We start from the raw sequence: 20,363 nt of genomic DNA on the forward strand, positions 1-20,363 counted from the left end.
TTTCTGTTTAAAAGAAATCAACAGTAAATGTGGATAAGTTGTAACTATAATAGGTTGTCAACGTAAAAAAATAGATTTATTGTGACAAAAAATTTTTAGCATACAATTAATATGGTAATATTGTTTTACCAAAAATAAACTCAATAGCATTTTTATGAAAAAAAAATTACTTAAAGCCTTATGGTTTAAAAAACTTTTAATAAAATCATCACTCTTTCTGGTTCTTATTTCGTTGTGTTTTCAGAAAGATTTATCAGCTCAAACCGGATCAGTGGGAATCGGTACAGAAACACCCAATAGTAAATCCATTCTGGATGTAGTTTCTACAAATAAAGGAGTATTAGTTCCACGACTAACATTAGCTCAAAGAGATGCCTTGCAGGCTGACGGAGTTTCAAATACCGCTATCAATGGTTTATTAATATATAACTCTACTGCCAATCGTTTTAATTTCTGGCTTACAAATAAGTGGTACGATTTGTCTGATGGACCAATGGGACCTCAGGGTTTAAAAGGTGATAAAGGAGATATTGGTGTGACCGGATCTATTGGTTTAACGGGTCTTCAGGGAATTCAGGGAATAAAAGGTGATCAGGGTGATGTTGGTGCAACGGGTCCGATTGGTTTAACCGGCCCACAAGGTGCTCAGGGTATTCAGGGAATTAAAGGCGACAAAGGTGATCAGGGTGATGTTGGTGCAACAGGTCCAATCGGCTTAACAGGTCCACAAGGAATTCAGGGAATTAAAGGTGATCAGGGAGAAGTTGGTGCAACCGGTCCCATTGGTTTAACCGGCCCACAAGGTGCTCAGGGAATACAGGGAGTTAAAGGCGACAAAGGTGATCAGGGTGATGTTGGTGCAACAGGTCCAATCGGCTTAACCGGTCCTCAGGGAATTCAGGGAATTAAAGGTGACCAGGGAGATGTTGGTGCAACAGGTCCGATTGGTTTAACCGGCCCACAAGGTGCTCAGGGTATTCAGGGAATTAAAGGCGACAAAGGTGATCAGGGTGATGTTGGTGCAACAGGTCCAATCGGCTTAACCGGTCCACAAGGAATTCAGGGAATTAAAGGTGATCAGGGAGAAGTTGGTGCAACCGGTCCCATTGGTTTAACCGGCCCGCAAGGTGCTCAGGGTATTCAGGGTTTAAAAGGAGATAAAGGTGATCAGGGTGATGTTGGTGCAACAGGTCCAATCGGTTTAACCGGTCCTCAGGGAATTCAGGGAATAAAAGGTGACCAGGGAGAAGTTGGTGCAACTGGTCCGATTGGTTTAACCGGCCCGCAGGGTGCTCAGGGTATTCAGGGTTTAAAAGGAGATAAAGGTGATCAGGGTGATGTTGGTGCAACTGGCCCGATTGGCTTAACCGGTCCTCAAGGCCTTCAGGGTATTCAGGGATTAAAAGGAGATAAAGGTGATCAGGGTGATGTTGGAGCAACCGGCCCAATTGGTGCAACCGGACTTCAGGGACCCCAGGGTGATAAAGGAGATATAGGCTTAACCGGACCTCAGGGTGTTACGGGCAGCACTGGTCCCATTGGTCCTGCAGGTGCAACCGGCCCGGCTGGTCCTCAGGGAGCTGACGGAAATGTTGGTATACAAGGTCCTGTTGGCCCTGCTGGTCCTCAGGGAATTGCCGGTGCAGCCGGTGCTCAGGGTCCTGCCGGTCCTCAAGGTGCGCAAGGTGATACTAATGGCTGGTTGAAAGTTGGTAATACAGCGACAATTCCGGGTACCGGAGTAGGACAGAATTATGTAGGTACTGCTGATCTACAGGATTTTGTATTGGCTTCTAACAGAAATGAACAACTTCGTTTACTTTCTTCAGGTGGAATCAGAATCGGGACAAATGGTACAGCTATCAATACAGTTATTAAAAATATCGCGGTAGCTGATGTAAATTCAATTGCAGCCGGAACGTCAGGAACACAAACTTTTTCAATTGCAAATGCTCCTTTAACATCTGCTGTTAATGTAAGTCCGGGTACTGCTTTGCCAGATGGATTGATCATTTCGTATGCACGTGTTTCGGCAACCGGAACTGTTGAAGTGAAGTTTATGAATGTAAGCGGTTCTTCTATTGATTTACCATCAATGAGTTTTTACATCACTGTAATTCAATAATTATGTTTAAGAAAACCCTTTTATTCCTCAGCTTGTGCTGGAGTTTTCCCTACATAAGTACTGCTCAGGTTGTAAATACAGGCGCTTTGATTTCTTTAGAAAGTAATTCTCTTTTATTTATAGAGCAGGATTATACGCACACCGGAGGTTCTATAATTAACCACGGTCTAATAAAAATTAAAGGTAACTGGTATAACAATGATGCAGCATCCTCAGTTTTTGATCTCCGTTCTGAAACTCCGGTGGAGTTAAATGGCGCTGTTCAAACTATCGGAGGTGCTTATAAAACTACCTTTCCGGGTCTTAGTTTAACAGGCACAGGAAATAAGATGATGCTTACCAATGCTGAAGTACTTTCGGTACTATCTTTAAATGATAAGGAGTTGGCTGCAGATCAGTTTTCGATAACTGTACTTAATTCAAAACCTGAAGCGGTAACACGTTCAACCGGATTTGTGAGTACAGGTAAAAAAGGAAAATTTATACGGGTTACCAAGGCTGCAGGGAATTATTTATTTCCAATGGGCTCATCTCAGAATTCAGCGGTTTTGTATCGTCCGCTGGTGTTTGAAGCTCAGGCTGCTACCGAAAACAGGTATGCTGTAACTTTTACCAAAGGTGATCCAACATTAAGTGGATATAATGTCAATAATAAGCGTCAGGATATTCAAAACGTTTTTGACAAATACCTTTATGTAATTGATCAGCCTGCCGGATCTTCAAATACATCAATTAAATTTCATCAGAATAGTATTGTTGATGGAGAATTTAAACAGCTTGTTAACTGGAGCCCATTTCAATTATGGGAAAAAGCAGGACCTTCTACTGCAACAGACGGCGGATTTGGTGATAATTTAAACCGGACTATTTCTTTCGTTTCTACAAAAACTATCAAAAATACTCCCTTTACATTTGCGAATACCACATCGGATGTAAATGATCCCTTATCATTTTTCAATGCATTTTCTCCGGATGGGGATGGTAAAAACGACAAGTGGATTGTAAATAATCTGGATCTGTTTCCGAATAACGATTTAACAATTTTTAACCGTTGGGGAGATGAAGTTTTTAGAACCAAAAGTTATTCTTCCTCAAAAGCATGGGATGGCGGTAATATGAATCCTGGAACTTACTTCTATGTTTTAAATGTAAACATAGATGGTACTACTAAATCTTACAAAGGTTTTATTACCATGCTAAAGAAAAATTAATATGAAAAGAATTTTACTAACGCTTTTACTTTTCTGTATTATTCAGCTGGCAGCCAAAGCTCAGCAGGATGCACATTACAGTCAGTATATGTTTAACAGTTTGGTTATTAATCCTGCTTACGCAGGATATAAAGAAGCCTATAACCTGAGCTTATTAAACCGAAATCAATGGGTTGGAATAGAAGGCGCCCCTAAAACACAATCGTTTATTGCAGACGGCGCTTTTTTTAAAGGTCAAAAGGTGGGATTGGGATTAGCCGTTGTTAATGATAAAATCGGCTTGCAGGGTACAACTTCGGCATATGCCAATTATGCTTATCGCTTGCCGGTAGGTAAAGATAATGCCCGGTTAGCTTTTGGACTGGCTTTAGGTGTAACTCAATATACACTTAATGGCAACTCGGCAGTTATTGAAGATCCCAATGATCCCAATTATAATGACGGCAGATTAAATTATACTGCTCCGGATGCAAAATTTGGTTTGTTTTTTAGCAATGATAAGTTCTACGCTGGTGCTTCTGCAACAAATCTACTTTCTGAATCTCAGGATTACCAGGAAACCGGACAGAGTGTAATTGCCCGTCAGGGAAGACATTATTTCTTAACTGCAGGATATTTGCTGGATCTGAATCCAACTTTAAAGTTTAAGCCTTCTTTTATGATTCGGGATGATGCGAAGGGGCCAACCAATATTGACCTGAATACGTTCTTTTTAATCAAGGAAGCGGTTTGGGTTGGAGCATCTTATCGTACGGGAGCTTATTTTAAAAACAATCCGGATGTTGAGGCTAATTCTTTTAAGCAGAATTCTTTGGTGGGAGCTGTAGAATTATTTGTCGCTAAAAAATTCAGATTGGGATATGCTTATGATTACGCACTTTCAGATTTAAGTTCGTATTCAAATGGAACTCACGAAATATCGTTGGGTTTAATATTACAATCCTCAAAAACTACTAATGCCTTACCAACGCCAAGGTATTTTTAACGCCTCCAAACTATGAAATTTTACAAAATTACGTTAACGCTCTCCGCTTGCTTATTGCTCTATTTTACACCTCAGCAGGCATTTTCTGATGATCTCCAAAAAGCGAATAAATACTATGAGCAGTATGATTATAAATATGCTATTGATCTTTATGAAAAAATAATACAAAAAAAACCGGGTCTGGAAGTTGCCGAAAAACTGGCTAATTGTTATCGCTTTGTTAATAATACAGAAAAAGCTCAGTTGGCATATGCACGGGTGCTTTCTTATCCGCAAGCTGATCCGGTAAACTATAAATATTTTGCAGATGCATTAAAGCAAAACGGGAATTTTAATGATGCCAGGGTCAATTATTTAAAATACGCCGCACTGGTTCCAGAAAAATCAGCAGATGCCAATAAAATGGCTGTTGCCTGTGATTTTGCAAAGAACATGTCTGAGAATCCTAATAAGAATGTTTTTCTGAGTAATGAATCCCCGTTAAATTCCGAGTATTCTGATTTTTCTCCGGTAAAATACGGCGAAAGTTATGTGTTTGTTTCTGACAGGGATGCCGGTTCTAAGGATAATGAAATCTCCGGCTGGACAGGAAATCCATATCTTAAATTATTCGAAGCAGATTATCGTCAAAAAAATCCTTCCATCAACCGCTTGTCAGAAGAAATTAATAATCAGTATCACAATGGTCCGGCTGTATTTACTACTGATGGAAATGGTGTTTACTTCTCACGTACAGACGTTAATCGTGATAAAAAAACAAAAGGAATTAAAGTTGGATCAAAACAGATTTACTATTCTGCTAAAATAGATGGAAATTGGGGAACAGCTCAAATTTTACCTTTTAATAAAGATGGTAAATATTCGGTACAGCATCCTGCATTATCTGCAGATGGAAGCACATTATATTTTGCCTCTAATATGCCAGGCGGTTTTGGTGGGATGGATATCTATTCTTCCAGAAAACTGGAAAACGGAGAATGGTCTGAAGCTGTAAATTGCGGATCGGTTATCAATACTTCAGAAGATGAGGTTTTTCCTTCTGTAAATTCTGAGGGTAAATTCTATTTTTCTTCTAAAGGACATCAGGGCATGGGTGGTCTTGATTTATTTTCTGCTAAGGGGTCAAATAATTCATTTACTGAAATCACAAATCTTGCATCTCCAATGAATTCAAGCAAAGATGATTTTGGAGTCTTGTTTTTTAATGCTGATTCCGGATTTGTTTCTTCAAACCGAAATGGTGGAAAAGGCCTTGATGATATTTACAGATTTAGCGGGATGAATTACATGAAGCCTGTTCCTGTTTTTGTGCTGAATGGTTCTGTTACTGAAGAAAGTAACGGGATGCCGGTTAGTGGTGCTGAAATCTTATTACATAATAAATTAACGGGTGCCGATAGTATTCTTAAATCTGATGCTTCTGGTAAATTTCAGTTCTCACTAAAGGAAAAATCAGAATATTTGGTTAAAGTAGATGATACCCGCTTTTTATTAATTCCTGAGAAGCACATCAGCACCGGATCAGAATCTTCTGTTCAGGATGCCAATTTCCTGGTTAATAGAATTGAATTTGTTAAGCTGAACAATATTTATTACAACTTTAATAAATGGAACTTAAGACGTGATGCGTATTCAGAGCTCAACAAACTAAATGAGTTTTTACGCACCAATTCTGCTATTAACATCCAATTGAATTCACATACAGATGCTCGTGGTTCTGCAGCTTATAATCAGTGGCTTTCTCAAAAAAGAGCTCAGTCAGTGGTTAATTACCTTATTAAATTAGGTGTGAGTCCGCAACGATTAAAAGCAGCCGGTTTTGGTGAGACACAGCTGTTAAATAAATGTGCTGATGGTATTAACTGCACAGAAGCAGAACATCAGTTAAATCGGAGAACAGAGTTTAATGTTAAAAAATAGAAGCCAATCCACGTATTGCTGAAAACAAAAAGAGCCTCAATATTATTGAGGCTCTTTTTGTTGAAATCGGGATTTAAAGCAATTCCAGAATTTGTTCTGAAGAGTTTTTAGTATCCACTTTATCAATGATCTTTTTTATTATTCCTTCTTTATCTATTATAAAGGTTTTGCGGGCAGTGCCCATGTACTTTTTGCCGTAAAGATTTTTTTCTACCCAAACGCCGTATGCTTCAACAATTTTCTTATCTGTATCTGCAATAAGCGTAAATGGCAATTCGTATTTGCTGATGAATTTCTGATGTGATTTTTCATCGTCTATGCTTACTCCAATTACCTCAAATCCCTTTTGCAGGAGAGATTGGTAGTTATCCCTGAAATTACAGGATTCAGCGGTACAGCCCGGCGTATTATCTTTAGGATAAAAATACAGGATCACTTCTTTGCCCAAAAAATTACTCAATGAAACCGATTGTCCGTTTTGATCATTTGCAGTAAAGCCGGGAGCCTGATCACCTTCTTTTAATTCTGACATAGTATTACCTATTAAAGTTCGCTCTGTATGTTTTGCTGTTATTTTTCATATCAATAACAGTAAGTTCTAAATTATGAAATCCCGGAAGAATTTTCTCATCAAATGTATGCGATAAAGTTGCAGTTTTTGCATCAAACTCCATCAGCACCCAGTTGCCATCAATAGTTCCCCTGTACGACCGTAATCCGGATAAATTATCAGATATCCGGAATGTAATTTTTGAAGTGCCGGACATGTTTTTGCCATCTGTCATATTTACCGGAACAATTCTCGGCGAAATTGTATCCACCATCACAGAAAAATCTCCGAAACTTCTGCTGCTGGTTTTAATATATCCATCTTCAAAAGTTCCTCCCTGGGATATTCTTTTAGAGTCCACAATTAAAGCTTTGGATTTTAATTCTTCAGACAGGGTAGAGTCTGGCTTGATCCAAAGAGAATAAAATAAATGGAGCGGTGTAAGATTATTGTGCACAGAGTAAATGTTTGAATAACTTCCTGCTTTCTTTGCTTTTGTATCGAATTTAAAATTCAAATCGGTATAAAAAGTTCCTTTCGGCATGCTGATTTTGATACCTTCTGCTTCAAAATTATTTTCCTGATTATGAAGGAAATTGGCTTTAGAAATTACCTCCGGACTTTTAATAACCGCCTGAGGATTATATTTGATTCTGAAATTAAGCCTGCTTGTATTTCCGGCAACATCTTTAATAGTATAGCGCACAGTATGAATTTCACTGTCAGCAATATTTAAAAGTCCGTTATCAATTAGAGTTTTATATAATTTTAATGGATTCCCCGGATCAACAAAACTCTTCTGGATTCTTCTGCGTGAACTAATTAATGCCGGGAAATCTAAATGCGAATTAATTGCCCGGGAATTATCGAATGAAAAACGTTCCCAAACCGAGTTGTAAATAGTTTTCCCATCAAATTCAAGATCGATAGAATAAACTCCCAGAACATTTTCTGAAGCCGAGTTTTTATCGTGCGTCATAATTCCAAAAGCAAACTGACCGCTTACGTTTATTAAAGGTGATTTTGTAAGGTTGTAAGCACCATTGGCACCTGTAACTTCAAAATATTGTTTAGGAGTATTTTCGCTGAATGGTTCATCATTCATTCGGTAAAGATAAACTCCATTGATAACCGGCTTTACGCGATCAGGAATAGTTAAACCAAAAAGCTGCGGATTTATAGTTTCTTCAGTCTCGCTATCACGAAGTTCAAAATGAAGATGCGGACCACCGGAGCTTCCCGTATTTCCCGACCAGGCAATGATTTCGCCCTTTTTTACAGGAATTTCGACAGTTAACAGCGGAAAATCAACTTCAAATGATTCAATTCTGTATTGGTAATTTTTAACAGTCTGTGTAATACGGTTATTAAATCGTTTTAAATGCCCGTAAACACTTGTGAAACCATTTGGATGCGTAATGTAAACGGCGTTCCCAAAACCTGTAGCCTGAACCCGTAAACGTGATATATATCCATCTGCAACTGCATAAATAGGATATCCTTCCCGCTGATTGGTTTTGTAATCCAATCCTGAGTGAAAATGATTTCCGCGAAGTTCACCAAATGAACCAGCTATAACCGGAGCAATGTCCAATGGCGGCCTGAAATAATTCTGCGGATAATTAATGCTTTTATAAATTTCCTGTGCGTTTGTAGAAGTAAAAAGGAACGGAATAAAAAGTAGAAGGTATATCTTTCGCATATTGTGGAATAAGGTTTTTCTAACGGATATAAAAATCCAATAGCTTTTCTTCTTCCAAATAGCCTGCCAAATGATCTCCAATATTCACTTTTCCTACTCCCGCGGGTGTTCCTGTATAAATTAGATCTCCTTTTTTTAGCGTGAAGTATTTTGATACAAACGAAATAATATAATCAAATGAAAAGAGGAGGTTAGCTGTATTTCCTGTCTGTACAGTTGAATCATTTACCTCCAGATGAAAAGTAATATTATTAAGATCTGTGAATTTCGATTTGGGTACAAACCGGCCTATTGCTGCAGAATTATCAAAAGCCTTTGCAAGTTCCCATGGCAATCCTTTTTCTTTATGCTTCTGCTGAATGTCTCTTGCTGTAAAATCAATCCCCAAACCGATCTCTTCAAAATAATTGGAAGCGTGTTTTTCTGCAATGTGTTTCCCTTCTTTAGAGATTTTCAAAACCAGCTCAATCTCATGGTGAATATCATTAGAAAACTCAGGATGATAGAAAGGCTTATTGTCTTTCAGTAAAGCTGTGTCTGGTTTTAGAAATATTACCGGAACAGTAGGGATAGCATTATTTAACTCTTTTGCATGTTCTGCATAATTTCTTCCTATAGCAATTATTTTCATCTGAATAATTTTAGATAACAGTGCGGGTTTAGATTACAATTATCGAAAAATGAATCAGCGAATATAGAAAGGAATTTAAATTTAGGAGGAGAATTCGTCGGCGGGAAACAAATTATCTACAGAACAGATATTCTTTTAATCACAGCCTCGTTCCCGGCAACCACCCGGACAAAATAAAATCCGCTGCTTAGCTTTGATGCAATATTAAATGAGTTGGTTTGTTCGCCGGCAGCTATGTGTTCAGAAAGAAGGGTTAAAATTTCATTGCCGAGCACATCCATAATCTTGATGCTGATATTAGAATCCTTATTTACTTTATAGCTTAAGTTTAGCTGATCAGAAACCGGATTGGGATACACTTTAACATTGGTGATCACTTTATCATCACTTGTATCAACCTTTATAGCAACAGGTAAAGAGGATGTATTTCCAAAAATCTTATCAACCGTAGGTTTAAACGGCACAAAATTTACTTTTACACCATTTTTAAGATATGCAGGTTTGTTGGATCTTGTATCTGTAATTTTTGTTTTTGAGGTTTTGGTAGAATCACCAGTGCTTTGACGAATATCTGCATGAGCAATACCCGTACCAGGCACAAACACGCCGGTAACGAAAAATATTACTAAATAGTACAGGTATTTGTGCTTCATATTTATGATCAATTACAAAAATATAAATAATTAAGCTATACTTTAATACTCAATTATTGCATTCAATGTTTTTAACATAATTTAACATTCCTTCTCAGAGCACATCAAATTTTCGAATTTTTTAAAATTTAATTAAGATATATGAATAAAATATTGTGGTGCTAAGATTGTACTTTTGTGGCATAATTTTTACAAATGTCAAGTCATAAAAATCTGCACAAGCTAAGTGCCGGCGGTCTGCTTATCAGTTTAGGGATTATATATGGTGATATTGGAACTTCTCCATTATATGTATTCAAAGCTATTGTTGGCGATGGAATTATCACTACTGATTTGATTCTAGGAGGATTGTCCTGTATATTCTGGACCTTAACTCTTCAAACTACCATTAAATACGTAATCATTACATTAAGGGCTGATAATAAGGGTGAAGGAGGCATTTTTTCACTTTTTTCATTAGTCCGAAGGAGGGCAAAATGGCTCGTGGTACCGGCAATGATCGGCGGAGCCGCACTGCTTGCTGATGGAATGATTACACCACCGATTACTGTATCCTCAGCTATTGAGGGATTGCGGGTATTTTATCCCAATTTAACAACGGTGCCAATTGTTATTGCGATCATTTCGGGCCTGTTTCTTATCCAGCAATTCGGGACTTCTTTTGTAGGAAAGGCTTTTGGTCCCTTAATGTTTGTATGGTTTAGTATGATGGCCGTTTTAGGATCGGTTTACATATTTCAGTTTCCCGAAATTCTTAAAGCGGTTAATCCGTATTATGCTTATCACATACTTGCAACTAATCCTTCGGCTTTATTTATTTTAGGTGCGGTTTTCCTATGCACCACCGGAGCCGAAGCCTTATATTCTGATCTTGGACATTGCGGTCGCTCAAATATCCGGATTAGCTGGATTTTTGTAAAAAGCTGCTTATTACTAAATTATTTTGGGCAGGGTGTTTGGTTATGGCAGCACCAGGGAAGCCCTCTTGGCTTGGATAATCCATTTTTTAGCCTCATGCCCGAGTGGTTTTTGATTTTTGGAATTTGTATAGCAACTACTGCTGCAATTATTGCTAGTCAGGCAATGATTGCCGGATCATTTACTCTGATCTCTGAAGCTGTACGAATGAACTTATGGCCTAAAGTAAAAATAAACTATCCAAGTAATCAAAAAGGCCAGTTATATGTGCCTTCAATAAATATTTTGTTATGGGTGGGCTGTATCATTGTGGTTCTTATTTTCCGGGAATCACGAAATATGGAAGGCGCATACGGCCTGGCCATAAACCTTACATTTTTAATGACAACCATTCTGGTGGCTGTATTTTTAAAACGTAAAAAAGTTCCTACTTATTTGGTGGTTCTGTTTGTTTCTATTTATGGAGTAATTGAGCTGGTGTTCCTTGTTGGTAATATGGCTAAATTTCTTCATGGAGGCTGGTTTACTTTGGTTCTTGCATCTATATTATTATCAGTTATGTGGGCATGGTCATCCGCCCGCCGTATTAAAAACCGTTATGTGCGGTTTGTGGAAATTGAAGATTATTTCCCCATCATGAGTGAATTAAGTGATGATGAATCTGTACCGAAATATGCATCTCAACTGGTTTATTTAACCAGCGCTAATTTCATCTCAGAAATTGAATCTAAGATTATGTATTCAATTTTACAGAAACAGCCAAAACGTGCAGATGTTTATTGGCTGGTGCACGTAGACGTAATGGATGAACCTTTTACTAAAGAATATAAAGTTGAATTTCTCATTCCGAATAAATTAATAAGAATTGATTTCAAGCTTGGTTTCAGGGTTGAACAGCAAATCAATGTTTTATTCAGAACAGTTGTAGAAGAGTTGGTTCATAAAGGCGAAATAGATATAACCAGTAAATACGACTCTTTAAGAAAACACAAGATCGTTGGTGACTTTAGATTCATTGTATTAGAAAAAGTTTTATCAAGAGCCAATACGCTGAGATTTATTGAGCGGGTAATAATGGATTATTATTTTATCCTGAAAAAGTTCAGTTTATCAGAAGAACGTGGCTTTGGTCTGGACGCAAGTTTTGTAACCATTGAACGGGTTCCATTAATTGTTTCGGTTCCGGAGAATTCAGAACTTACCAGGATATCGTATCCGGAAACAATTGAATCTTAGTAAGAGATTTTTAAACGAAGAAAGCCCTCAAAATTGAGGGCTTTCTTCATTTATTTCAGTTTCAATTATTCTTTTGTATTTAATTTACTCTTATGATAACCGTAAGAAAAATAAATTATTAAGCCTAATGCAAGCCATATAAGAAAACGAAGCCAATTGGTGTAACCCAATTCAGTCATCAGATATAAACAGCTTAGTAAACCTAATACAGGGATCAAAGACAGGTTTTTCCGGAATGATAATACGGCCATAATTCCTGCAGCAATGATAAACAGGAAGTACGGAAGCTTATCCTTGTAATTGTGCCAGTCGCCCTGGTAATCCATAAGAGATAAAATCGGGTTCCAGAAAAATACCAGTCCGGTTATAAATAAAGCCGGAATGATGAATTTTGAATTTACATACGGAATGCGGAATCTCTTTTTGTTAGATTCATCAATATTTTCCTTGGGGAGCAGAAGCACACCGCCGCAAACCAGTACAAATGCAAATAATGTTCCGATACTGGTTAAATCTGTAACTTCAGTCAGGTTCATAAATAAAGCCGGAATAGCTACAACAAAACCGGTAACAATAGTTGCAAAACCCGGAGTTTTGTATTTTGGATGGATGCTGGAAAATCTTTTTGGAAGTAATCCGTCGCGACTCATGCTCATCCAAATACGGGGCTGACCCATTTGAAAAATCAATAAAACACTCGCGGTAGCAATTACTGCACTAATAGAAATTACGTAACTGATGCCGTTTAAACCAATTCTCTTAAAAACAAATGCCAGTGGATCTTCAACCTGAAGTTCGGTGTAATTAACCATGCCGGTTAATACCAATGCAATTAAAATATACAAAACGGTACATATTATCAGCGAATAGATCATTCCTTTAGGTAAATCTCTCCTTGGATTTTCGCACTCTTCTGCAGTTGTAGAAATTGCATCAAAACCAATGTAGGCAAAGAAAACTCCCGAAACACCTTTCATCATTCCCGAAAATCCGTTCGGTAAAAATGGATCCCAGTTTGCCGGATTTACATAGAAAAAGCCGATAGCAATAACCCCGATAACAACGGCAACTTTTAAAATTACCATCGCATTGGTTGCCTTTTTGGTTTCTTTAATTCCGATAAAAACTAACCAGGTAATCAGAAAAACGATTCCCAAAGCAGGGATATCAGCAATTAATTTAAAATTACCCGAACCTGGCGCAGTTGCCCATGCCTGAGCAGCGTAAGATAATTTAGCTGTTGCTGCTGTGCCGCCTGCACCTCCCAATGCGCTTAACTCTTCGTGAGCTCGTAAGGCTGTCAGGTAATCCATGGTTAAATATGCGGGTATATGAATATTAAAACCTTCGAGAAGGTTTGTGAAATATTCACTCCATGAAATAGCTACCGCGATGTTACCAATAGCATATTCCATCAGTAAATCCCAGCCTATAATCCATGCGATAAGTTCTCCGAAAGAAGCATAAGCGTAAGTATACGCACTTCCTGATACGGGAATTCTGGAAGCAAATTCTGCATAACACAAAGCCGAGAATCCGCAGGTAACTGCTGTAATTACAAATAAAATACTAACCCCGGGTCCGCCCTGAAATGACGCATTGCCAATGGTTGAAAAGATACCTGCGCCAATTACGGCTGCAATTCCCATTAATGTTAGATCTTTTACTTTAAGAACCCGGTTAAGACCTGCAGATTCATGTTCTGCATCCGAAAATCCCGCCTTACGATCTCGCATAATCAGATCGATTGACTTTTTGCGGAAGAAGTTATTCGACATAGTTATTTACTTATATAAGGTTTTTTCTTCCAAACATAAAAAATAATTAGTTTTGAAATCACTTTCTTCTGAAATAATGCCCAAAAGCTTCCTTTCTATTTTAAAACGCTATCCGGTTTTTTTGATCAGTTATCTGATATTTCTAGTTATAGCTCTTACCATACAGCTGAGCATTCCCAAAACGGATTTCTTTTTATGGACGAATAGGCACCACACTAGTTTTATGGATGAGTTTTTTAAATTGAATACTTATCTGGGGGATGGCCTGACCATAATAATCATCGGGCTGGGACTGATGTTTGTGAAAATCAGATACGGTGTGTTAACCCTGATGGCTTACGCTTATACATCCGTATTTGTTCAGGTTTTAAAACGGGTGTTTCATTCGCCTCGTCCTGTAAAATTTTTCGAAGGAATACAGGAAATTCGTTCAATAGAAGGATATCCTTTACATCAGTGGAATAGTTTTCCTTCGGGTCATAGTGTTTCTGCTTTTACTCTGGCAGTTATATTAACTTACCTCTTGCCTTATAAAAATAAACACTGGATTTTATTGCCTGTCGCTATTATTACTTCTTTTTCAAGAGTGTATTTAGCCCAGCATTTTTTTGAAGATATTGTGGCAGGATCGGTCCTGGGCGTAATACTTACCTTTCAATTAATCTGGTGGTTAGAAAACAGCAACTGGTACAATTCAGCAAAACTGGATGGGAAACTTGATTACAGATTAAAACGGATCACTTCATCATTTTCTTCTGCGGAGACTGAAAAATAGAATAATTCCCAGTATGACCAGCACAATAGCTCCGATCAGATAATAATTGGGTTGCGAACCCGGGATGTTATCTGCTGTAAACTGGTCGCTTCTATCCAAATCTTCCTTTACAGAAATAGAATTGAAAAACTTATTGCATTCTTCTGCGGCGTAATCCTTATGGATTTCCTGGAAAAGAAATTCAAAGGTATAAGTAGCATTATTTGCATGTAAAATTCTGAATTTTCGAAGTTGCTTTCCACTTCCCGAATCAACAGCAAGTGTAAAATCTTTCACTTTTAAATTGCCCAGTAAAGTATCCTTTTCATCGGTTATTATCGCGTCTGAGCTGGATGACTTAACCCGCTCCAGGTAGCTGGTGTAAAATTGATTAAGGTGTTTATCTTTTTCAATGTCAGGGGTTACTTTTGCATCATCAGGAGCCTTGAAAATTAAGATGGTACCAAAGGGAGTTTGCGCCGAAAAATTGTTTTCATCTGCAGTTTTGGTTTTTATAAATCCTTTAGGAAGTTTGAAGGATACCGCCGAATCAATATTAACCGTTTTCCATTCCTGAGAAAATAGAGGAAAGCTCAAAAAGCTGATCATTAACAAAAAAAGTAGTTTTTTCATACGAGTATTTTTTAAGTAGTGTGGCTTTTCAAAGAACCAGAATGCTTAGTTATGAGAGTAAGTAAATTTCGGCTTGAAAGTTTTAAGCCGGGATTATTTCTTAAAGAAAATAAACCAAACGGACTTCGCAAATTTTTATCCCTAACCAAAAAAAGTCTTTAGAATATACTCTAAAGACTTTTTTATTTTGAATTTGTTTTTTATTCCAGTTTCTCTAATTCAGTTTTTACAAAATCTGCCAGTTCTTTAACATAAGGTGCACTGAAGTTAAATTCAATACCTGCAGTTTCATATATTTCTTTGATTGTTTTAGTATATCCGAGCCTAAGCGCATCCAGATATTGATTTAAAGCCTTCTCCGGATTTTCTTTGTAATTTTTCCAAACGGCAATGGCTCCTAATTGGGCAATTCCATACTCAATGTAATAGAAAGGCACTTCGAAAATATGTAATTGTTTTTGCCACAGATTTCCTAATGCATCATCAAGGCCTTTCCAATCGGCAAAATTATTTCCAAAAGGTTCGAATATTTTTTTCCATGCTTCCGTTCTTTCTGCGGCAGTATGCTCCGGATTGGTATAAATCCAGTGTTGAAACTGATCAACCACTGCTACCCAGGGAAGTGTTTTAAGAACATCTTTTAACTGGTCCCGTTTGGCTCTTTTTAAATCTTCTTCGTTATCAAAAAACACATCCCATTTATCCATGGAGATTAATTCCATACTCATTGAAGCAAGTTCTGCAACTTCAGAAGGGCAGTGTTTAAAGTCATTTAGTTCCAGTTCTGCGGTTACAAAAGTGTGAACAGCATGACCGCCTTCATGAACCATAGTTGTTAAATCACGAAAAGAATTGGCTGAGTTCATGAATATAAATGGGGCGCCTGTTTCTGCTAAAGGATAGTTATATCCGCCCGGAGCCTTGGATTTTCTGCTTTCTACATCAAATAAGCCATTGGACTTCATGATCTCCAATCGTTCACCAAAATAAGGATGGAGGTTTTGAAAGCAGGAAATAGATTTGTCAATTAATTCCTGACCACTATTAAAAGGTTTTAAAGCCGGTTTGCCCGAAATGTCTACATCCATATCCCAAGGCTTTAATGATGGTAAATCAAGTGCAATACGCCTTTTTTCGGCTTGTTTTTCAAGAATCGGCACCATCTCCAGCTCAATGGCCTCGTGGAATTTGTAGCAATCATGGGGACTGTAATCAAAGCGTCCCAAAGCCTGAAACATGTAATCTCTGAAATTTTCAAATCCGGCATTTAATGCAACCTGATGACGAAGTTTTAAAAGAACCTGAAAAAGTTCATCCAGTTTCTCTTTGTCTTCCAATCTGCGTTTTGTAATTGCCTCCCATGCGTGCTGGCGAACGCTTCTATCTGTATCTTTTAAAAAAACAGAGGCTTGTTCCAGAGTATATTCTTTATCATTAATAATTACAGACATGGCGCCGGTAATTGCCTGATATTTCTGTTGCTCAATTTGTATCTGGGTAAATAAAGGAATGTTTTCTTCCCTGAAAAGCTCGAGCGCCTTTTTAATGCTTCGTGTATAAATAAAGAATTTATCCTGGTCTAATTTTTTCAGATATGGACTACTGATAAATTTTTTATTTAAATCATTTGTAATGGGCGCAATTTTAGGTTCAATTTCGGTGGCGAAATATTGAAAATCCTCCAAAAGCTTTTCATCAGCGGTATTGCAGGTCATGCGAATGTATCTCCATCCAAAATCTTCCTCAAGAGCTGCTTCAAGTTCACTTCTGTTTAATAACCACTTTTCCAAATCGTCCGTTGAATTTATTTCCCTGCTTTTTAGTTCAGAAAAAAGAGGCTCCAGATTTTCCCATTTGGTCTCCAGATTTTGCGGTATATAAGTTCTTGGTTTTTTTAAAATGTTTAGATCTTTCATCACAGTATAGTATATTTTAAGATTGATGATATGACCAGTTACTGGTCAATTGTTTGTTCGGTTGCTGCCGAATTTATTGGTCAAATATTTATTTTCAAGAGATAGGTGAGCCCGATTTTTTCAGATTGGAAATTTAAATAAAATCAGTCAGAATTTGCTTTAGAACTGGTTTCTTAAATAAATATCCAGGAAAAAGAAAGCTGTAAAAACAACCGAAGCAATTCCGTTGGTTGTAAAAAATGCCCGGTCAACTTTGCTTAAATCATTTGGCTTAACTAAATGATGCTGGTAAATGAGTAAAGTGATAAAAAATAAAACTCCGGAGATGTAGAACCAGCTAAGCGGAGTATAAAGAAGCGGTAATGCGATAAAAACTACGGCTAGTAAATGTAAAAAGCCCGATACCTGCAATGCTCTTTTTTTACCCAGCCAGGCAGGAATTGAATTTAAACCCTTTTGTCTGTCAAATTCTTCATCCTGTAAAGCATAAATGATATCAAAGCCGCTTACCCAGCATAAAACGGCCAGTGAATAAAATATCGGTAGCAGCGCAAACTCTCCGGTTACTACCAGATATGCGCCAATTGGAGCAAGAGCCAAACCTAATCCCAGAATTAAATGGCATAAGGGAGTAAATCGCTTGGTATAGCTATATCCTAAAACTACCGCTAAAGCGACAGGTGAAAGATAAAAGCATAAAGGATTTATAAATAAGGTGGCAATAATAAAAAGTAAACTATTGATCACAGTAAATGTGAGAGCACCTTTAGCCGAAATTTTTCCGGCAGGGATATCACGTATAACAGTACGAGGATTTTCTGCGTCAATCTCACGGTCTAGATATCGGTTAAATGCCATGGCCGCATTTCTGGCAAACACCATGCAAAGGATCATCAGCAAAAGCTTTACCCAGTTGAACTGATATTCTGTAGTAGTAATTGCCAGGAAAAAACCGATTAAGGCAAAGGGCATTGCAAAAATTGTGTGAGCAAACAGTACCAGCGAAAAATATTTTTTCATGCTTTATTCATACCTATTATAGCAACAGCAGTTTAAATTATGAAACCCCGACTGTCGCAATTATTTTATATCTAACTTTTCGAACCTTTGATTTATATCATGAATAAAGGAAAGCAATTCATCACGTCCTTCCTGGGTTTCTGCAGAAGTTATGAATTGCTGTGGAACTTCTTCGAAAATGGGTGTAAGCGCTTTTTTAAATTTAGCCATGTTCTGATCTGACTTTGTTCGGGACTGTTTGTCCGCTTTTGTAAAAACCAGAACAAAGGGAATTCCATTCTCCCCAAGCCATGTACAAAACTCAATATCAATTTTTTGAGGTTCTAGTCTGCTGTCTATTAAAGTAAAAACGCATTGCAAATTTTCACGGTTACGTAAATAATACCGGATGAATTTCTCCCAGTCGTGACGATTGCTGCGGGATGTTTTGGCATAACCGTAACCTGGTAAATCTACCAGCTGCCAATCTTCATTTATTAAGAAGTGATTAATTAACTGAGTTTTACCTGGCGTTTGAGAGGTTTTAGCTAAACCTTTTTTCTGAACAAGCATGTTGATCAACGAGGATTTACCCACATTTGAACGGCCAATAAAGGCATACTCGGGTAATACCGGCGGAGGCAACTTATCAGTCCGGGTATTACTTACTTGAAATTCGGCGCTTTTAATGATCATTTGGGCAAAGGTAGAAATTTGTATCGAGTTGACCGTTTGATTGCAGATAAAAGCAAAATGAATACAGAGCTAATAAACATGGGCCCGGATAAAAACCATTTTGAAATCATAAAATTACATGAGCGGGTAAACAAACTCAATTGCATGATTATCTTTGCAGGCATATGTCGAAATCAGTAACGCCTTACAATGATTCAAATGCTACCAAGAAGGAGCAGGTAGCAACAATGTTCAATAATATATCGGGTACATATGATTTTCTAAATCATTTTATGTCATTGGGCATTGACGTAATCTGGAGAAAAAAGGCAATTTCAGAATTAATGGATAGTAAACCTCAGTATATATTGGATGTGGCTACCGGTACAGGTGATTTCGCTTTTGAAGCCATAAAAATATTAAAGCCCAAAAAAGTTATTGGAGTGGATATTTCCAGCGGAATGCTGGCAGTAGCCGATGAAAAAATCATTAAGAGAAATTTGCAGGATACCTTTGAAGTTCGGCTTGGAGATTCAGAAAAATTAATATTTGAAGCAGATACTTTTGATGCACTAATTGTAGCTTACGGAGTAAGAAATTTTGAAAACCTTGATCAGGGATTATCTGATATGTTAAGGGTGTTAAAACCCGGGGGCAAAGCCGTAATACTTGAATTTTCGAAACCAAAAGTTTTTCCGGTTAAGCAAGGCTATAATTTTTATTTTAAATATATTACTCCAACCATAGGTAAGCTTTTTTCAAAAGATGCGAGCGCTTACAGTTATTTGCCCGAGTCGGTTGCAGCTTTTCCGGATGGTGATGAATTTACAAGCCGGATGGAGAACGCAGGTTTTAGAAATACCAAATGCAGGCCATTAGCGTTTGGGATTTGTTCAATTTATACCGGCCTTAAATGATAATACGATTCTATCTCACTATTCTGATCAGCATTATTTCGGGTGTAACCGTGTTTGGGCAAAACAGCTGGGGAGGCGGGGTAGATGATGATCCTTTTCATTTTGGTTTCACCTTTCAATATATATCATCTGAATATAAAATCGTCAAAAAACCGGATTGGCGAGCTCCTTTTATCGATCCAGAAGACGGAAGTCAGGTAAAACCCGATTTGTACAGCATCAGTTCTCCAACCTCTCCGGGCTTTGGTTTGGGCTTTGTGAGCAATTACCGTATGGGTAAAAACGCTGATCTTCGATTTACGCCGGCCCTGATTTTCTCTGATCGCTTTATAGATTACAGATATGAGGATCCTGAGGAATTTAAACAGCAACGGATTCAGTCTACTCTGGTAGATTTTCCTCTGGGGATAAAAATAAAATCAGACCGCCGCAAAAATTTCAGAGCATACTGGATTGGAGGAGCAAAGTACTCCATTGATATTGTCTCTAAGAAAAAGACAAACGACGAGGATAATATTCTGAGTGAAAAGTTTGTAAAAAATACCCGGAATATTTTGTGGTATGAAACGGGGATAGGTTTTGATCTGTATTTTGAGTTTTTTAAATTGTCGCCGGAGATTAAGCTTTCCAATTCATTTAAAAGTGTGCTTCGCCCCGAAGAACATCCATACTCAGCCCCGCTGGATAAACTTTTTCTTAGAAACTTTCAATTCAGTTTGTACTTCGAATAATAAATTTCAAAGCGCTGTTAAACCTACAC

17 protein-coding genes are annotated in these 20,363 nt (G+C 37.7%); 8 read left to right on the top strand and 9 right to left on the bottom strand.

Annotated elements, in window-relative coordinates; genetic code table 11:
* Nucleotides 1-154: 154 nt before the first annotated feature.
* From G521_RS17815 to G521_RS17035, 4 genes are read left to right on the top strand one after another with little or no spacing between them, the layout of a single operon-like run.
* Nucleotides 155-2,125: a collagen-like domain-containing protein gene (locus G521_RS17815; RefSeq protein WP_051189702.1), complete on the top strand. Its 1,971-nt coding sequence runs from the start codon at nt 155-157 to the stop codon at nt 2,123-2,125.
* 2 nt (nt 2,126-2,127) lie between these two features.
* Nucleotides 2,128-3,336: a gliding motility-associated C-terminal domain-containing protein gene (locus G521_RS0111055; RefSeq protein WP_026898596.1), complete on the top strand. Its 1,209-nt coding sequence runs from the start codon at nt 2,128-2,130 to the stop codon at nt 3,334-3,336.
* 1 nt (nt 3,337) lies between these two features.
* Nucleotides 3,338-4,321 carry a PorP/SprF family type IX secretion system membrane protein gene (locus tag G521_RS0111060; RefSeq protein ID WP_026898597.1) on the top strand — a complete coding sequence of 328 codons (984 nt, stop codon included), beginning with the start codon at nt 3,338-3,340 and terminating at the stop codon, nt 4,319-4,321.
* A gap of 12 nt (nt 4,322-4,333) precedes the next feature.
* Nucleotides 4,334-6,241, top strand: coding sequence for an OmpA family protein (locus G521_RS17035; protein ID WP_051189703.1), 1,908 nt, complete (start codon nt 4,334-4,336; stop codon nt 6,239-6,241).
* A 73-nt stretch (nt 6,242-6,314) separates the two neighbouring features.
* On the opposite strand, the gene bcp is transcribed toward G521_RS17035, so the two are convergent.
* The 4 genes from bcp to G521_RS17820 form a co-directional block, all read right to left on the bottom strand.
* Nucleotides 6,315-6,773: a thioredoxin-dependent thiol peroxidase gene (bcp, locus tag G521_RS0111070; RefSeq protein ID WP_026898598.1), complete on the bottom strand. Its 459-nt coding sequence runs from the start codon at nt 6,771-6,773 to the stop codon at nt 6,315-6,317.
* Between the two features lie 4 nt (nt 6,774-6,777).
* Entirely contained in the window at nt 6,778-8,493 is a 1,716-nt protein-coding gene (locus tag G521_RS0111075; RefSeq protein ID WP_026898599.1) for a M23 family metallopeptidase, read from the bottom strand.
* A 19-nt stretch (nt 8,494-8,512) separates the two neighbouring features.
* The gene (locus tag G521_RS0111080) at nt 8,513-9,124 is read right to left on the bottom strand and encodes a fumarylacetoacetate hydrolase family protein (protein WP_026898600.1); all 612 of its coding nucleotides are present in this window, start codon (nt 9,122-9,124) and stop codon (nt 8,513-8,515) included.
* Nucleotides 9,125-9,240: 116 nt separating this feature from the next.
* On the bottom strand, nt 9,241-9,777 hold the full coding sequence (locus tag G521_RS17820; RefSeq protein ID WP_051189704.1) for a T9SS type A sorting domain-containing protein: 537 nt from the start codon (nt 9,775-9,777) through the stop codon (nt 9,241-9,243).
* A 195-nt stretch (nt 9,778-9,972) separates the two neighbouring features.
* On the opposite strand from G521_RS17820, the gene G521_RS0111090 reads away from it, so the two are divergent.
* A complete protein-coding gene (locus G521_RS0111090) occupies nt 9,973-11,931 on the top strand; it encodes a KUP/HAK/KT family potassium transporter (protein ID WP_026898601.1) in 1,959 nt (652 codons plus the stop codon).
* A gap of 65 nt (nt 11,932-11,996) precedes the next feature.
* On the opposite strand, the gene G521_RS0111095 is transcribed toward G521_RS0111090, so the two are convergent.
* On the bottom strand, nt 11,997-13,709 hold the full coding sequence (locus G521_RS0111095; RefSeq protein ID WP_026898602.1) for an amino acid permease: 1,713 nt from the start codon (nt 13,707-13,709) through the stop codon (nt 11,997-11,999).
* Between the two features lie 76 nt (nt 13,710-13,785).
* Here G521_RS0111095 and G521_RS17045 point away from each other — a divergent pair, with 76 nt between their 5' ends.
* The gene (locus G521_RS17045; RefSeq protein ID WP_051189705.1) at nt 13,786-14,484 is read left to right on the top strand and encodes a phosphatase PAP2 family protein; all 699 of its coding nucleotides are present in this window, start codon (nt 13,786-13,788) and stop codon (nt 14,482-14,484) included.
* Here G521_RS17045 and G521_RS0111105 read toward each other — a convergent pair.
* The 4 genes from G521_RS0111105 to yihA form a co-directional block, all read right to left on the bottom strand.
* Nucleotides 14,455-15,096 carry a hypothetical protein gene (locus G521_RS0111105; RefSeq protein WP_026898603.1) on the bottom strand — a complete coding sequence of 214 codons (642 nt, stop codon included), beginning with the start codon at nt 15,094-15,096 and terminating at the stop codon, nt 14,455-14,457. The genes G521_RS17045 and G521_RS0111105 overlap by 30 nt on opposite strands.
* A 200-nt stretch (nt 15,097-15,296) precedes the next feature.
* The gene (locus G521_RS0111115; RefSeq protein ID WP_026898604.1) at nt 15,297-17,012 is read right to left on the bottom strand and encodes a M3 family oligoendopeptidase; all 1,716 of its coding nucleotides are present in this window, start codon (nt 17,010-17,012) and stop codon (nt 15,297-15,299) included.
* 159 nt (nt 17,013-17,171) lie between these two features.
* Entirely contained in the window at nt 17,172-18,032 is an 861-nt protein-coding gene (locus G521_RS0111120; protein ID WP_026898605.1) for a UbiA-like polyprenyltransferase, read from the bottom strand.
* 60 nt (nt 18,033-18,092) lie between these two features.
* The gene (gene yihA / locus G521_RS0111125) at nt 18,093-18,707 is read right to left on the bottom strand and encodes a ribosome biogenesis GTP-binding protein YihA/YsxC (protein ID WP_026898606.1); all 615 of its coding nucleotides are present in this window, start codon (nt 18,705-18,707) and stop codon (nt 18,093-18,095) included.
* A gap of 164 nt (nt 18,708-18,871) precedes the next feature.
* Here yihA and ubiE point away from each other — a divergent pair, with 164 nt between their 5' ends.
* Together ubiE and porT are read left to right on the top strand one after the other, a co-directional pair.
* The gene (gene ubiE / locus G521_RS0111135; RefSeq protein ID WP_026898608.1) at nt 18,872-19,603 is read left to right on the top strand and encodes a bifunctional demethylmenaquinone methyltransferase/2-methoxy-6-polyprenyl-1,4-benzoquinol methylase UbiE; all 732 of its coding nucleotides are present in this window, start codon (nt 18,872-18,874) and stop codon (nt 19,601-19,603) included.
* A complete protein-coding gene (gene porT, locus G521_RS0111140) occupies nt 19,600-20,334 on the top strand; it encodes a type IX secretion/gliding motility protein PorT/SprT (RefSeq protein ID WP_026898609.1) in 735 nt (244 codons plus the stop codon). The genes ubiE and porT overlap by 4 nt, the downstream gene beginning before the upstream one ends.
* Nucleotides 20,335-20,363: the final 29 nt, after the last annotated feature.

This window comes from Daejeonella oryzae DSM 19973 (assembly GCF_000422945.1).
GTDB lineage: Bacteria > Bacteroidota > Bacteroidia > Sphingobacteriales > Sphingobacteriaceae > Daejeonella > Daejeonella oryzae.

Excerpts from the sequence above, each read along its gene's own strand:
- G521_RS0111105 (WP_026898603.1), bottom strand. The coding sequence starts at position 15,096 with ATGAAAAAACTACTTTTTTTGTTAATGATCAGCTTTTTGAGCTTTCCT.
- bcp (WP_026898598.1), bottom strand. The coding sequence starts at position 6,773 with ATGTCAGAATTAAAAGAAGGTGATCAGGCTCCCGGCTTTACTGCAAAT.
- G521_RS17820 (WP_051189704.1), bottom strand. The coding sequence starts at position 9,777 with ATGAAGCACAAATACCTGTACTATTTAGTAATATTTTTCGTTACCGGC.
- G521_RS0111055 (WP_026898596.1), top strand. The coding sequence starts at position 2,128 with ATGTTTAAGAAAACCCTTTTATTCCTCAGCTTGTGCTGGAGTTTTCCC.
- porT (WP_026898609.1), top strand. The coding sequence starts at position 19,600 with ATGATAATACGATTCTATCTCACTATTCTGATCAGCATTATTTCGGGT.
- G521_RS0111120 (WP_026898605.1), bottom strand. The coding sequence starts at position 18,032 with ATGAAAAAATATTTTTCGCTGGTACTGTTTGCTCACACAATTTTTGCA.
- G521_RS17035 (WP_051189703.1), top strand. The coding sequence starts at position 4,334 with ATGAAATTTTACAAAATTACGTTAACGCTCTCCGCTTGCTTATTGCTC.
- G521_RS0111095 (WP_026898602.1), bottom strand. The coding sequence starts at position 13,709 with ATGTCGAATAACTTCTTCCGCAAAAAGTCAATCGATCTGATTATGCGA.
- G521_RS0111060 (WP_026898597.1), top strand. The coding sequence starts at position 3,338 with ATGAAAAGAATTTTACTAACGCTTTTACTTTTCTGTATTATTCAGCTG.
- G521_RS0111115 (WP_026898604.1), bottom strand. The coding sequence starts at position 17,012 with ATGAAAGATCTAAACATTTTAAAAAAACCAAGAACTTATATACCGCAA.
- G521_RS0111075 (WP_026898599.1), bottom strand. The coding sequence starts at position 8,493 with ATGCGAAAGATATACCTTCTACTTTTTATTCCGTTCCTTTTTACTTCT.
- G521_RS17045 (WP_051189705.1), top strand. The coding sequence starts at position 13,786 with ATGCCCAAAAGCTTCCTTTCTATTTTAAAACGCTATCCGGTTTTTTTG.
- G521_RS0111080 (WP_026898600.1), bottom strand. The coding sequence starts at position 9,124 with ATGAAAATAATTGCTATAGGAAGAAATTATGCAGAACATGCAAAAGAG.
- G521_RS0111090 (WP_026898601.1), top strand. The coding sequence starts at position 9,973 with ATGTCAAGTCATAAAAATCTGCACAAGCTAAGTGCCGGCGGTCTGCTT.
- G521_RS17815 (WP_051189702.1), top strand. The coding sequence starts at position 155 with ATGAAAAAAAAATTACTTAAAGCCTTATGGTTTAAAAAACTTTTAATA.
- yihA (WP_026898606.1), bottom strand. The coding sequence starts at position 18,707 with ATGATCATTAAAAGCGCCGAATTTCAAGTAAGTAATACCCGGACTGAT.
- ubiE (WP_026898608.1), top strand. The coding sequence starts at position 18,872 with ATGTCGAAATCAGTAACGCCTTACAATGATTCAAATGCTACCAAGAAG.